Annotated in this window: 11 protein-coding genes (1 of these 11 cut by a window edge); 9 read left to right on the top strand and 2 right to left on the bottom strand. The window is 71.4% G+C overall.

Features of this window, described 5'->3' with window-relative positions; translation table 11 throughout:
• Positions 1–235 precede the first annotated feature (235 nt).
• From ACWGKJ_RS00190 to ACWGKJ_RS00150, 9 genes are all read left to right on the top strand, one after another.
• Positions 236–625, top strand: a complete 390-nt coding sequence (locus ACWGKJ_RS00190) for a TadE/TadG family type IV pilus assembly protein (protein WP_385018852.1) — start codon at positions 236–238, stop codon at positions 623–625.
• A complete protein-coding gene (locus tag ACWGKJ_RS00185) occupies positions 622–1,959 on the top strand; it encodes a CpaF family protein (RefSeq protein WP_385018854.1) in 1,338 nt (445 codons plus the stop codon). The genes ACWGKJ_RS00190 and ACWGKJ_RS00185 overlap by 4 nt, the downstream gene beginning before the upstream one ends.
• Before the next feature lie 9 nt (positions 1,960–1,968).
• Positions 1,969–2,907: a type II secretion system F family protein gene (locus ACWGKJ_RS00180; RefSeq protein WP_385018856.1), complete on the top strand. Its 939-nt coding sequence runs from the start codon at positions 1,969–1,971 to the stop codon at positions 2,905–2,907.
• Positions 2,908–2,925: 18 nt separating this feature from the next.
• Positions 2,926–3,816 (top strand): DUF5936 domain-containing protein, encoded by an 891-nt coding sequence (locus ACWGKJ_RS00175; RefSeq protein WP_385018858.1) that lies wholly within the window; start codon positions 2,926–2,928, stop codon positions 3,814–3,816.
• A 355-nt stretch (positions 3,817–4,171) separates the two neighbouring features.
• Positions 4,172–4,399, top strand: coding sequence for a hypothetical protein (locus tag ACWGKJ_RS00170; protein WP_164262970.1), 228 nt, complete (start codon positions 4,172–4,174; stop codon positions 4,397–4,399).
• Positions 4,396–4,998, top strand: a complete 603-nt coding sequence (locus ACWGKJ_RS00165; RefSeq protein WP_453315655.1) for a pilus assembly protein TadG-related protein — start codon at positions 4,396–4,398, stop codon at positions 4,996–4,998. Before ACWGKJ_RS00170 ends, ACWGKJ_RS00165 begins: the two co-directional genes overlap by 4 nt.
• Positions 4,999–5,017: 19 nt before the next feature.
• On the top strand, positions 5,018–5,605 hold the full coding sequence (locus tag ACWGKJ_RS00160) for a hypothetical protein (protein ID WP_385018860.1): 588 nt from the start codon (positions 5,018–5,020) through the stop codon (positions 5,603–5,605).
• 3 nt (positions 5,606–5,608) lie between these two features.
• Positions 5,609–6,247, top strand: coding sequence for an OmpA family protein (locus ACWGKJ_RS00155; RefSeq protein WP_385018862.1), 639 nt, complete (start codon positions 5,609–5,611; stop codon positions 6,245–6,247).
• A 259-nt stretch (positions 6,248–6,506) separates the two neighbouring features.
• The gene (locus ACWGKJ_RS00150; RefSeq protein ID WP_385018864.1) at positions 6,507–7,379 is read left to right on the top strand and encodes a DMT family transporter; all 873 of its coding nucleotides are present in this window, start codon (positions 6,507–6,509) and stop codon (positions 7,377–7,379) included.
• 24 nt (positions 7,380–7,403) lie between these two features.
• On the opposite strand, the gene ACWGKJ_RS00145 is transcribed toward ACWGKJ_RS00150, so the two are convergent.
• Entirely contained in the window at positions 7,404–9,047 is a 1,644-nt protein-coding gene (locus ACWGKJ_RS00145) for a hypothetical protein (protein ID WP_385018866.1), read from the bottom strand.
• Between the two features lie 67 nt (positions 9,048–9,114).
• Positions 9,115–13,811, bottom strand: partial view of an EndoU domain-containing protein gene (locus ACWGKJ_RS00140; RefSeq protein WP_453315648.1) — the 3' portion only. 22,672 nt of this gene lie beyond the right edge of the window; 4,697 of the gene's 27,369 nt are visible here — the last part of the coding sequence; its start codon lies beyond the right edge, outside the window — the gene reads right to left on this strand; its stop codon occupies positions 9,115–9,117.

Raw genomic sequence — 13,811 nt, 5'->3', positions numbered from 1 at the left:
CCTCGGTCTCCCCCGGACTTCGACCGGGGGGACCCGCAGGACGGGCTCATTCCTGGCGCGGGTGTGCTGGAAACGCCAGGCTGGGGGATCAAGCCGACGTCGGGGAAATCCAGCCCGTCCGGCGTTTGAGGGCCGGGGGCCCGGGGGCGGAGCCCCCGAAACCCGCACCATCCGCCGCACGCGCACCCGTCTCCGTCGGGACGACCGCGGCACCGCCATCCTCGAATTCACCGGCATGCTCCCGATCCTCCTCCTCATCGGCATGGCAGCCATCCAGCTCGGCATCGTCGGCTACACCGCCAACCAGGCAGGCACCGCGGCCCGCGCCGCAGCCCGTACCGAGGCCCTGGAGCCCGGCACCGGCGCCGCCGCCGGACGCGACGCCGTGTCCGGCTGGCTCCAGGGCAACACCCGCATCGCGGTCGGCGGCGGCGACACCATCAGCGCGACCGCCACCGTCACCGTCCCCTCCGTCCTGCCGGGCATCCACCTCTTCGGCCCGGTCCACCGCACCGTCACCATGCCGAACGACACCACGGCCGCGGGCGCCACAGCCCGGGACTCCACAGCCCGGGACTCCACAGCCCGGAACTTCACAGCCCAGAGCGACAGGGAGGCACCATGAGCCTGCGCGCCCGTATCGCCGCCCCCGAGGAGCACGGCGGCGGCCGGGAGGACGGCCACCAGGTCGCCGTCTACCGGGCCAAGCTCCTGGAGGAGATCGACCTCGCCGAGATGTCCTCGCTGGCCGCCGCCGACCGGCGCGCCAGGCTGGAGCGGGTACTCGGCCACATCATCAGCCGCGAGGGCCCGGTGCTCTCCACCGCCGAACGCTCCCAGCTGATCCGCCGGGTCGTGGACGAGGCCCTCGGTCTCGGCGTACTGGAACCGCTCCTGGAAGACGCGTCCATCACCGAGATCATGGTCAACGGCCCCGACGCGATCTTCGTCGAGCGGGCCGGACGCGTCGAGCAGCTGCCGATGCGCTTCGCCTCGACCGAGCAGCTGATGCAGACCATCGAGCGCATCGTGTCGACCGTCAACCGCCGGGTCGACGAGTCCAATCCGATGGTCGACGCCCGGCTGCCCTCGGGCGAGCGTGTCAACGTCATCATCCCGCCGCTCTCCCTGACCGGCCCCACCCTCACCATCCGCCGCTTCCCCCGTGCGTACCGGCTCCAGGAGCTGATCGCGCTCGGCACCCTGGACGAGCAGATGCTGCTGCTCCTCTCCGCGTTCGTCAGGGCCCGCTTCAACGTGATCGTCTCCGGCGGCACCGGCTCCGGGAAGACCACCCTCCTCAACGCGCTCTCCGGCCTCATCCCGGACCACGAACGCATCATCACCGTCGAGGACGCGGCCGAACTCCAGCTCCAGCAGGCCCATGTCGTACGCCTGGAGACCCGGCCGGCCAACGTCGAGGGCAACGGCCGGATCACCATCCGCGACCTGGTCCGCAACTCGCTGCGGATGCGCCCCGACCGGATCATCGTCGGCGAGGTGCGCGGCGGCGAGACGCTCGACATGCTCCAGGCGATGTCCACCGGGCACGACGGCTCGCTCGCCACCGTGCACTCCAACAGCGCCGAGGACGCGCTGATGCGGCTCCAGACCCTGGGGTCGATGTCCGAGGTGGAGATCCCCTTCGAGGCGCTGCGCGACCAGATCAACAGCGCGGTCGACGTCATCGTCCAGCTCACCCGGCACGCCGACGGCTCCCGCCGGATCAGCGAGATGTCCCTGCTGGTCAGCCATGGGCGGGAGAGCTTCCGGATCGCCCCGGTCGCCCGGTTCCGGGCGGAGCCGATGAACGCGGACCGGGTCGTGCACGGCCGGTTCGAGCACCTGCCGCTGCCACGCCGGATCGCGGAGCGGCTGTACCTCGCGAACGAGGCGGTCCCGCCCGCGTTCGGCGTGGTGGAAGACGTCGACCCGCTCCACACGAGAGAGGCGAGGTAGGGCAGCACCATGACCGACACCGCTCTGCTGGCGCTCGGCGGCACGCTGCTCTGCGGTGTGCTCGCCGTCACCGGCATCCATCTGTACGCCAGGGGGAGGGCCCAGCGCGAAGCCCTGGTCGACCGGCTCTCGTACAGCGGGCCGCGCCCCGAGGGGCTGCGCGTCCGCCGCTTCGGCGGGGTCGACCGCAGGCTCCGCGGAACGGCCTTCGGCAAGCGGCTCCAGCTGCGGCTCGCCGCGACCGGACTCGACCTGACGGCGGGCGAGTTCACCGTGTACGTCCTCGGGGGCGTCGCCGCACTCTGGCTGATCGCGTCCGCCGCGCTGGCCCCCTTCTTCGGGCCGGTCGCGGGCCTGGTCGCCCTCTGGGCGGGCCACACCTTCCTCAACTGGCAGCGCCAGAAGCGCATCGAGGCGTTCATCAACCAGCTCCCCGAACTGTCCCGGATCCTGGCCAACGCGACCGCCGCCGGGCTCGCGCTCCGTACCGCGCTGGGCATGGCGGCGGAGGAGCTGGAGGCCCCGGCGGGCGAGGAGCTGGCCACGGTCACCGCCCAGCTGGCCCTCGGCAGGTCCATCGACGAGACCCTGGGCGAGCTGGCCACCCGGCTGCCCTCACGGGAACTGGTCGTGCTCGTCACCACGCTCGTCCTCTCCAACCGCGCGGGCGGCACGGTCGTCGGCAGCCTGCGCAACCTCACCGAGACGCTGGAGGAGCGCAAGGAGACCCGGCGCGAGGTCGTCACGATGCTCTCCGAGGTCAACGCCACCGCGTACACCCTGCCACTGCTCGGCCTGGGCGCCATGATCATGCTCAACTCGATGGACTCCGGCTCGCTGGCCCGGATGACCGGCCACCCGCTCGGCCAGGCGGCCGTGCTCGTCGCACTCGGCCTGTACGCCGTCGGGTTCATCGGCATGCGACGCCTCGGCAAGATCGAAGTCTGAGGGGACGGGAGAACAGCCATGGTGGGACTGGTCCTCGCCCTCGCGCTCGGCGCGGCCGTCGCCGGGATCTTCCAGGGCGTGCGGATGTACCGCTCCGAAGTGAAGATCCCCAGCGATCTCGCCGTCGCACTCGAAGTGGGCGCAACGCGGGTGGGCGGCGCCGAGGGGGCGGTCGACCGGGCGGGGATGCGCTTCGCGCCCGCCGTGCTCAGGGCGATGGGCCCCCGGGCGGTGGAGCGCAAACGCCGCAGGATCGACGCGGCGGGCAACCCCGGCGGCCTGACCGTCGACCGCTATGCGGCCCGCCGCGCGGTGTACGGCATCTTCGGCGGCCTCGCCGGGCTCGCACTGCTCACCAACGGCAGCTGGATCTTCGCCGTCTTCGCCTTCGCCTACGGGGCGTTCGCCGCCGACGCGACGATCTGGCAGGCCATCCGCAGACGCAAGGACATCATCGAGCGGACCCTGCCCGACTTCCTCGACGTCCTCGCGGTGGTCGTCAGCGCGGGTCTGGGGTTCCGGCAGGCACTGGAGCGGGTCGCCGAGAAGTACGAGGGGCCCTGGGCCGACGAACTGCGCATCACCCTGCGCCAGATGGACATGGGCGTCAGCCGCCGCCAGGCCTTCGACGAGCTGCGCAGACGTAACGAGTCCGAGCAGGTCTCACAGTTCGTGAGCGCGCTCCAGCAGGGCGAGGAGCTGGGCGCGCCCATCGCGGAGACGCTGATACAGATCGCCAACGACATGCGCCGCACCGACGCGCAGAACTCCCGCCGCCGGGCGGCGAAGGCGATCCCGCAGGCCACGGTGGTCACACTGATCACGATGGTCCCGGCGACGCTCATCCTGATCGTCACCAATATGTTCCTGGGCTCCACCACCGACTTCGGCTCGCTCTTCGGGAACTGAGCGATGACACCCCTGATGTGTGCCCTGATGCCGGTGGTGACACGGAGGGTGGGTTCCGGCCACTTTCTGTCAGCCGCTTCGGGGCCGCACCCCTTTGTGCCACGCTCTCCCCAGGGATATGACTTCGGGCCGAGTCCGAGGGAGGCGCAGGCCATGCACCGCACCGCCTCCGGCATGAGTGCCGCTCCGACCGAACCAGCACCAACAGCCCTTTCGCGCGAGCGACATGGCTGGTTACGTCCGCGTGGGAGCCCGGCAGGCCTGGCTGAAACCCTGCGCGGTGAGGGGAGGCGGGGCACCGGGCACGGCAGCCCCGCCGCAGAGACGGAGTCGTACGTTCCCGAAGGGGCAGAGCATGGCGAAGGACATCACGCTGAAGGCGTATCTGGCGCTCGGCACCTGGCGCGACACGGTGGTCTCGCGGATGCGCCGGCGCGCGGGCGACAGCGGCGCGAGCATCGTGGAGTACGGCGGGCTGCTGGTGATCGTGGCGCTGATCGTGGTGGCGGTGCGGGGGCTCGGGCTGCAGAACATCATCTCGAAGGCGATCGGTACCGCGGTGAACTCCATCACCGGCGGCTGAGACCGTCCCGTGCCGAGTGCGACCGGGGTCAGACCATCCTCATCTATGTCGTCGTGGTGGGCGGGCTGCTCTTCCTGGCCTTCGCCTATTTCGCCTTCGCCCAGGCCGCCGTGGCCCGCAACGGTGCCCAGTCGGCCGCCGACGCCGCGGCTCTGGCCGCGGCCCAGGACGTACGGGACCAGATGGCCGACGGGCTGACCGGCTCGCTCGGGCAGAAGGACGCCTGGGCGGGCTGGCTGCTCGGCGACCACCCGGTCGCCGGTACGGGGAGCGCGGCGGCGGCCCGGCTCGCGGGCGACAACGACGCCACCCTCGACGCTCTGGTGCCGACCACGGTCAAGGGGTATCCCGCTTTCGAGGCGACGATCACCACCCGGTTCACCGTCGGCAAGTCCGTCATCCCCGGTACGGAGGGCAGGCATGCCAAGGCCCACGCCGTCGCGATGATCGAGCCGCGCTGCTCGGTCGCGTCGTCCGACGACCCGAAGACGGTCGCGTTCGACTGTGACGGCCGGCACTGGGAGATCGACCCCAAGAAGCCCGACCCGACCGAACTGCCCCAGCCGAAGGACCTGTTCGCTGTTCACCTGGCCGAGTGAGGATGAGTAGGAAATGAGCATGCGGCGCACCTTGAAGGCCCGCACGTTGCTGGCCGCTGTGGCAGTCACAGCGGGCCTGGCTCTCACCGTGGCGGGCTGCGGAAGCGACGGCGGAGGCAAGGACAAGGGGAGTACGTCCTCCCCTGCGGCCGGTGCGAAGCCGAGCGGCGACCCGGCACAGCAGTCCCCGGCCGCGTCGGCCGACAAGGTCCTCGCCCAGGTCAAGGGCGGCTCCGACATCACCCTGACCATCACGTCCGCCGTACGCGACACCGGGGGCTTCCTCACCGTCAGCGGAACGGTGAAGAACGGGGGCGGCAAGTACTGGCTCGAACCCAGCTGGGCGGGGGACGAGAAGGAACTGGCCGCCAACTCCACGTCGATGGCCGGGGCCGCGCTGGTCGACCAGGCAGGCAAGAAGAAGTACCTCATTCTGCGGGACACCGACGGGCGCTGCCTCTGCACCAAGTTCAGCGGCGGGATCCAGGCGGACGAGGAGAAGCCGTTCTACGCCCAGTTCCCCGCCCCGCCCGCCAGCACCAAGTCCGTCGAGTTCCAGATCGCCGACATGCCCCCGGCCACCATCGACATCTCCGACGGGCAGTGAGCCATGAGACGACCCCGCCGCCCCGCGGCCACCCTCGCCGCCGCCCTCCTGCTCACCGGGCTGACCGTCACCGGGGCGCGGGCCGCCGGGCCCAGCCCCGGCGCGCCACCGGACAGTACGACGTCCTCACCGCCGCCCGCCATCGAGCCGGCCGCCCCCGGGCTGCGGCTCGGTGACGGGGCGACGCTCGCCGCCTCCCATGTCCTGGACATCAAGTCCGTCGTCGAGGACCTGGGCGGCGAGGAGCGCCGTGAGGACACCAACGCCGATGTGACGTTCGCGCTCCAGGCCGAAGTCCTCTTCGCCAAGGACAGCTCCAAGCTCAACCCCGAGGCCCACGCCCGTATCAAGGCCATCGCCGACGAGGTGCTGGCCCAGCACGCCACCAAGGTCCGGGTCTTCGGGTTCACCGACGACCTCGGGTCCTACCAGCACGGCAAGGTCCTCTCCAAACGGCGGGCCGACGCCGTACAGCAGGAGCTGGCCACGTCGCTCGGCTCCGACGTCACGTTCGATATCCGCGGCTACAGCGAGGACTACCCGATCGCCTCCAACGCCACCGAGGAAGGCCGTACGAAGAACCGCCGCGTCGAGATCTCCTTCCCTCGCGGCGAGAAGCCCGGGTCGGGCGCGACCTCGTAGAGCCCCCCGGGACGGCGGCACCCCGTACGGCAGCACTCCCGGACCCGGAACCGGCAACCGGATTCGCTGGTGGCCGAATTCGATTGCCAGGTAAGCCCGTGGGCGGGCACTGTGGCGCGCACCCTCCGGACGCGGGGGAGGGGGCCGGCGCCTACGGGGGTGGGGCCGGGCCCCGCGCCTCACCCGCGCCGGGACGGTGGCGGCGCGGCCGGAGCGGGCGGGTCCCCGTTTCGTATACCCCGCCCTTCATCATGGACCGGTGATCAGTGTTCTCTTCGCCGTGCTCACCGCGCTCAGCAACGGCGCCGCATCCGTCTTCCAGCGCCGTGCCGCCGCGAAGGTGCCCGACGCCGAGACGATGCATGTCTCGCTCTTCGGCCATCTGATCCGCCAGCGGGTGTGGCTGGCCGGGGTCGGTCTGGTGATCGTCGCGGCCGTCTGCCAGGCCGTCGCCCTGGCCACCGGGCCCATCGCCGTGGTGCAGCCGATCTTCGTCATCGAACTGCCCGCCACACTGCTGCTCGCCGGTCACCTTCTGCGCGTACGGCTGCCCCGCACCGTCTGGTACGGCGTGGCCGCGGTGACCCTCGGCCTCGCACTCGGGATGGCGACGGCGGCTCCGGGCGGCGGTGGCGAGACCGTCGAGGGCCTGGTGTGGATCCCGGCACTGGTCCTGACCGGGATCTTCGAGGTGGTCCTCATCGGTGCGGCCCTCAAGACCCGCGGCAACTCCCGCGGGGCCCTCCTCGGCCTCGCCGCCGCCTGTGGCTACGCCCTCACCGCCGCCCTGATGAAGGACGCCGTGGCGCGGCTCGGCGAGGGTGACGGGCGGATCCAGCTGCTGACGGCCTGGCAGCTCTACGGCACGGCGGCGGCCGGCGTGGGCGCGCTCTTCCTGCTGCAGAACGCCCTCCAGGCGGGCACCCTGGTCGCGGTCCAGCCGATGCTGACGCTCGGGGACGCGCTCATCAGCATCCTGTACGGCGTGACCCTGTTCGGCGAGAGCCTGCGGACCGGCTGGTGGCTGGTGCCGGAGCTGGGCGCGCTCGCCCTGGTCGCCCTCGGCTGTGTGGAGCTGGCCCGCTCCCCGCTGGCCTCGGGCAACACCGGCCGGCCGCCCAGGGTGAAGTGAACGGCCGGCCGGGCCCGGTGGACGTTACGCCGTGCACTCCACCCGGACCGCGGACACCGCGTGGTGGGCGTTGTCCCGGGACGAGCTGCTCCAGTCGTCCCCCCGGTCGTGGAGCTTGACGGTCAGCAGCCCCTTGGAGACCTTGTACGTGGAGGCGCCGACCCACTGCCCCCGGTGGCTCACCTGCGTGATCGTGAAGCTGCCCAGCTGGGTGTCGTTCCCCGTCGTCCCGTCGTGGACGGTGTAGTACGAGGGCTGCCCGCCCACATGGCGGGCCACGCTGTCGTTCGGGATGTAGACGCTCACCTTGCAGCTCCCCGACGTCACCTTCCCGGTGCGGAAGACCCAGATCACGCTGTTGCCGGAGTCCTTGGAGCTGCTCCCGGACATCGGCATCGAACGGTAGCGGCCCGTGCAGCCGCCGGACGCGTACGAGCCGTCGTGGGTCGTCCACCCCTCCTGGTCGTCGCTGTACGCACCGCGCTCCTCGTATGTGACGGAGCTGCTGGAACAGTGCGGGCCGCCGACCGCGGAGAAGAGCATGGCCGAATTGACCTTGGAGCCATGGCTGGCGGTGCCGTTGCCGCTGCTTCCGCTGCTGCCGTCGCCGCTGCTGTCGGATGAGGAGCCGGGGCCGGACTTCTTGTCGCCCTGTCCCTTCTCCGTCCCGGTGTCCTTGCCGTCGCTCTGCTGACCGTCCTTCTTGCCGTCGGCGGGCTTCTCGCCGGGTCCGCTCACACTGTCCGCGGACGCGGCCTCCGTGATCGGGGGCGCGCCCAGACCGCCCGTCGAGCCCGAGCGCTTCGAACCCCCGGGCAGCGCGGGCCTCCTGGTGGCGTCCGCGCCCGGGACGAATCCGTCGGCGCCCTGACCCGGGTCGGTGTAACCAGCGGCGGCGTTCCGGGAGTTGTGCTTGGGGCCGTCGCCGCCCGTGGCGGAGGCGACGACGAAGGGGAGCGACAGCAGTACGACACCGCCGATGGCGGCAGCGGCGACCATCGGCCGGGACACCTTGCCGGGGGCCCCGGGCCCGCCGCCCTCCACGTCGCTGCCCCCGGGGCCGTTGCCCGCGCTGCCGCCGACGGCGGTCGCGGTAGCGGTGCCTGCCGTGCCGGGCGCGGCATCGGTGGCCGATGAGGTGCGGGTACGGGTGAGACTCGCCAGGGCGGCGACCAGCGCGGGGCGCTTGCGCGGTGCGGCGGTGGCGCCCCGGCCCAAGTCGGCCTGGGGAGCTGCGCCTTCCGCCGGTTCCGTGGCCGGCGCCGCCGCGGGCCGCTCCCCGGCGGGCTGCTCCGTCGCGGCGGGCTCCTCCGCGGTGGTCTGTCCTGCGGGCTCCGTCTCGGGTCCGCCCGCGGGGGCGACCCCGGGGCCCGCGCTCTGCGTGGCGGTCGCGGGGCTGCCGGCCTGGGATGCGGCGGGTATCTCGGCGCCTATGACCCCGCTGACGGCCGACGACGTGACACGGCGCGGTGCGCCGGAGCCGGACTCCGTGACCGGGGGCTTCGCCGCGCCCCGCACCGAGCCGTCCGCCGAACCCTTCTCCGCGCCACCGGCCGGCTCCGGCGCGGCCTCCGCGGCCTCCGCGGCCTCCGCGGTCTCCGCGGTCCCCTCCGGTGTCTCCGCAGCAGCGGACACCTCGCTGTCCGAACCGGGTTCCGTGCTCGCCATGGCCGCCTCGCCTCTCCTGCTTCTCGTGCTGCTCGTGTGCGTCCGTCGTGCGCGTCGCTCGTGGGTGTCAGTCGTTGCCGGACAGTGCGGCGAAGACCTGCGCGGACAGTGTCACGGGTGGATCCTCGTTCTGCTGCTCGCCCTGCCTGAGCCGCTGGTACAGCGACCTCATCCGCTGCTCGATGCTCCGCTCGTGCAGCCTCAGCGCCGTTGCCTGTTCGGCGGTCAGCTGCCCCGACTGCTCGGCCACCTCTATGTCATGGAGCAGGGCGGTGTGTTCCTTCCGTGCCGCGAGCGAGTCGTAGCCTACGGGCACCTTTCCGGTTTTGGCCGGTGGGCTCATGAACCATTCCTCCACCAACTGTCCCAGTTGACGATCGGTGAACGCGTGCAGCCCATGGTCCGCGACCGTGGACCAGTGCATGAAGGAATGGAACAGTCCCGGGGGGACGGGTGCGCCGTACATCAGCTCGCCGACGATGGTGTTGAACCGTGTCCGGTCGCGGGCGAAGCCGAGGTCCAGCACCTCACTCCGGTGATCGATCCGGTACTTCAGCGCCAGGCCCTCGGGCGAGAGGGCCTGGCGCGGGATGAACCTGCTCCTGGGCAGCTTCTTGACGTCCTCCGGGTCCAGGCGAAGGGCGTCGGCCAGCCGTGTCAGATAGCGCGGGTGCACGCCGAGGGCGAAGGCTTCGGCCGCTGTCTCGCGCGGGACGGGCGGCAGCCGGCGGGCGACCGAGCCGTCGTACACCGCCTTGGCCTCGGCGAGATCCTTGGTGATCATGTCGGACATGGTGAGCCGCTTGTCGGGTTCCGCGGCGGACACCCAGTCCCGTTGGGTGTGCACAAAGGACGAGAAGTCCCACCACTCGGAGAGCGGCACACCGATTTCCGTCATTCGCTTGACGAGTTCGGCCGTGGAGTGCGGTCCGGCGCCCAGACGGACGGTGAGCTTGTCGAGCGCGGCGAGGGCCGGGCCGAGGAGAGTGGGTCCCCGCAGGGCGACCTCGATGCTCGTCAGGTCGGAGGGGCGCAGTCCGAGGGCCTGGGCTGCCGCCGCCGTGCGGTCGGCGCCCGCGCCCGTCTCCGTGCCTGTGCCCGTCTCCGTGCCCGCGTTCGTGCTTGTGCCGGGGCCGGTGGGGTTCGCGCTTCGGTACTTCGCCAACAACAGACGTACGCCCGGCTCGTCGACCAGTCCGGCCGGGGTGTTGCGGCGCAGGGAAGCCGCCACGTCCGCCGTCCAGACCGGGCCCAGCTCGTGGTGCGGCTGACCCTGCGGACCCTCCCAGCCGGACGGCAGTTCCGGTACCGGCGGCAGCAGAGGTGTGGCCCGGGACAGGAACGTGTCCATTTCCTCCCGGACGTCGGGGTCGAACCCCATCAGGTTCTTCAGCGTGCCCGGGTTCGGGGAGCCCGCCATGATGTCCGTCAGTTCCGTGCTGTCTTCGCTCACCGTCGGGTCGTCCACCGGCGACAGCTCCACGCCAAAGCTGATCAGGCTCAGTTCGCGGTGTCCGGACGGGTCGGGCCGGTTGAAGCCGGCCAGCTGCGTCTGCGTCTTGGGCAGCATGTCGGTCAGATCCTCGCGCAGCTCCGGGGACAACGCCGGATGCCGCAGCTCCCGGGTGATGTGCACCCCCAGCGAGCCGTCCGAGTGGATCACCCGCTGGACGCGGAACGGTGCCGCCGTGCCATCCGGTCCGGGCTCCCCGAAACGTACGGGGGCGGTGGCCGCGAGCACCTGGGGCGAACGCTTCGGGGCCGGCGGCTGGAACGACGAAGGCCGGATCCAGAGCTGCTCGCCGTCGCGGACGTGTCCGTGCATCCGTACGCCGTTGTGCACGCCCTCCCAGAGATAGCCGCCCTCCGGGACCTCCACCAGGGAACCGGTGGAGTGTGCGTTGCGGTGGGCCATGACTATCTCGGCCCAGCGATTGGAGGAGGGGAAGAGCAGGTGGGCGGTGGCCACCTCGCCGTCGGCGCCGACCATGGCCTCGTTCTCCTGGTCGCCGAGCAGCCACCCGGAAGGCGGCAGGGTGCCGTCGGCGGCCGCTTGTGCCGTCCGCCCCCGCAGGTTCGGGTCCTTGAACCAGACGCGGGCCCACCGGGTGCCGTTCGGGAGCGAGGCCCACAACGGGTCCACGAAGACGCCCTGGTCGAGCTGCGCGTCGGCCCCGCGCGCACCGATCATCTTGTAGTGGACGCCGGTCCGGCTGTGGGCGGCGCCGTACATCACGAAGTGCAGGGCCCTCTCACCGATCGCGGGCTCATTGCTGAGCCCCGGCGGTGGTGCGAGTTCGGCGGGTGGCACGAGGGGGGCGGGCGGTCCGAGTGGGGCGGGCGACACGAGTGGGGCGGGCGGGCCGAATTGGCCGGGCGGCAAGGTCTCGGTCTGGTCGGAGTGGGGCGCGAAGTCGGTGATGGTGCCGGTGAGGCCGGCGGTGCCCTTGATCCGTACACCCTGGTAGATGCCGTCGAAGTGATAGCTCCCCGGCGTGATGCCGGGGGTGTCCGTGGTGGGTACCAGACCGCCGGCGCGCTGCTCGTGCAGATACACCTGCCGGACGGCGTACACCACCTCTTCGAGGGTCCAGTGGTCCGGGAACACCGTCCGCACGCTGCCGTCGGCGTGGGTGCCCGCCTGGTAGGTGCCGTTCGGGTTGCGCACGCCGGTGGCCACCGGGCGGGGCCGGTCGACGGCGCCGTGCGGCGCGAGCAGGCCGATGGCTCCGGTGCGGGGGTTCCCGCGCAGGACCCGTTCCCGTACGTCGAGCGGGATGTTGGCGGTGGGCTTCGGTATCCGCAGTGCCGCTCCGATCGAGGTGCCCAGCAGCTGGAGGTCGCGGGGCATGATCCGCAGATGCGGCGACAGTCGCGCCGAGGGCTGGAAACGGCTGTCGACCCTGATGCGGCCGAAGAGCGGGTCGATGTAGCTGCCGCCCATCAGCGCGTGATCGTCGTAGACCGGCCTGTGGTCGGACCCCGGGGCGTCGTGCCGGTAGTAGTCCCACAGGCCCAGCAAGTGACCGATCTCGTGGGCGGGCATGTGCAGTTCGGATCCGATGGTCTCCTCGGAGACGTGCCACTCGGAGGAGCGCGACCGGCCGTTGCCAGTCGGGTCGTGGTGCAGCTCGATGATGTGGTGCGCTTGGTCCGGGTCGTCGGTGAACTCGGCCCGTACCAGCAGCAGATCGCCGTTCGGCAGGCGGTGCCGCGGCTCGTTGAAGTACGTATCGAGGCTGCGGACCGTCGCGGCCTCGACGGCCTCGACGAGTTCGGTGGTGGCTCCGCCCTGGGGGTCCAGGTGGATATGTACGGTGACCTCCGCGCTGGTGACACCGTCCGGCCCTTCGGTGCGCCGGGCGGTGAACCGGCGTTCCCGGACGGGCCCCGTGTAGCCCGAGCTGTCCAGGAACGCGTCCGATGGCTGGGGGATCTCGACGCTGCCCGGAGTGGGACCGTCGGAGGGAGCGGGGGGCTGCGGGGTGACAGGGGTGTCCGGGACGGTGGGTGCCTGCGGTGGGACAGGGCTCCACTGGGGGTTCGCGGGGCTCTGCGGAAGGGCGGTGGACAGGGACTGGTGGGGCTGGAGGGGCGCGTGAGGGGCCGCGGGCCGCGGTTCCACGGACTGCGGTTCCACGGGCTGCGGTTCCACGGGCTGGTGGGGCGGCTGCGGGTCCGCAGGCCGGTGGGGCGCGGACTGGTCCGCGGACAGCGTCACGGGCGGGCCGTCGTCCTGGAGCACACCCCCCTCGTAGTCGAGGTCCAATATGGCCAGCTGGCCCTTGATGTGCTTCTCGCGTCTGGCCAGTTTCTCCGCCAGCTCTGGAGGGAGCGGCCCCGACAGCCTGGCGAGTTCCACCGCAAGGAGCAGATCGGCGTGTTGCTGCCCGTCCTTGCGCAGGTCGAAGCTCGCAGGCACCTGGTCGGTGCCGTCATTCGTCTTCACCCGCCAGTGCCCCACCAGCTCCCGCAGGCGCTGATCCGTGAAGATGCTCAGGGGCAGGTGCGACACACCGGACCAGTTCATGAAGGAGTGGAAGCGCTTCTCGGCGAGGGTGGATTCGCTGCCCAGTAGTTCGTCGGCGACGGTGTTGAACCGTGTCTGCTCGCGGGCGAGGCGGACCTGCTCCCGGCTCTCGCGCTCGCTGACCAGGTAGTCGCGCGCCATGGCCTCGGGCGAAAGGGGCCGCTGCCAGTAGGACTTGTCCCTGCCCAGGTTGGTGACGTCTTCCGGGCGTACGTGGAGGGTGTCGGCCAGTCGTTCCAGATAGTTCGGGTGTACGCCCAGCGCGTACGCCTCGGCTGCCGTCTCGGGCGGGACGAACGGCAGGGCGCGCGAGTCGTTGCGCAGCTTCTTGGCTCCGGCCAGGTCCTTGCCGACCACGTCGGACAACCGGATCTGCTTGGTGTGCAGATACGACGAGAAGGACCACCATGTGGAGAGCGGCGCACCGATTTCCGTCATCCGGCGGATGAACGGGCCGGTGGGCCCGGCCTCCAGCCGGGCGGTCAGCCGGCCGAGTGCGTCGAGGGCCGGGCGCAGGGGGGCGGTGCCCCGCAGGATGGTCTCGATGCTGGTGAGGTCGGAGGGGCGCAGTCCGAGGGCTTCGGCCGCCGCGGCTGTGCGGTCGGTGCCGATGCCGGTGCCCGCGTTCTGGTTCCCGCCTCTGTGGGTGTGCGCGTTCGTGAGCGGGCCGGACGGCTGACGGCTTCGATGCTGCTCCAGCAACCTCTGTACGCCGGGCTCGTCGAGCAGTCCTG

The organism is Streptomyces sp. NPDC054757 (assembly GCF_053612185.1).
Note: the sequence above shows the minus strand (reverse complement) of the source record. Positions and strands in the feature narration are given on the sequence as shown.

What these genes read in the sequence shown, in the direction of transcription:
- ACWGKJ_RS00190 (WP_385018852.1), top strand. Translation starts at nt 236, where the DNA reads ATGCTCCCGATCCTCCTCCTCATCGGCATGGCAGCCATCCAGCTCGGC.
- ACWGKJ_RS00185 (WP_385018854.1), top strand. Translation starts at nt 622, where the DNA reads ATGAGCCTGCGCGCCCGTATCGCCGCCCCCGAGGAGCACGGCGGCGGC.
- ACWGKJ_RS00180 (WP_385018856.1), top strand. Translation starts at nt 1,969, where the DNA reads ATGACCGACACCGCTCTGCTGGCGCTCGGCGGCACGCTGCTCTGCGGT.
- ACWGKJ_RS00175 (WP_385018858.1), top strand. Translation starts at nt 2,926, where the DNA reads ATGGTGGGACTGGTCCTCGCCCTCGCGCTCGGCGCGGCCGTCGCCGGG.
- ACWGKJ_RS00170 (WP_164262970.1), top strand. Translation starts at nt 4,172, where the DNA reads ATGGCGAAGGACATCACGCTGAAGGCGTATCTGGCGCTCGGCACCTGG.
- ACWGKJ_RS00160 (WP_385018860.1), top strand. Translation starts at nt 5,018, where the DNA reads ATGCGGCGCACCTTGAAGGCCCGCACGTTGCTGGCCGCTGTGGCAGTC.
- ACWGKJ_RS00155 (WP_385018862.1), top strand. Translation starts at nt 5,609, where the DNA reads ATGAGACGACCCCGCCGCCCCGCGGCCACCCTCGCCGCCGCCCTCCTG.
- ACWGKJ_RS00145 (WP_385018866.1), bottom strand. Translation starts at nt 9,047, where the DNA reads ATGGCGAGCACGGAACCCGGTTCGGACAGCGAGGTGTCCGCTGCTGCG.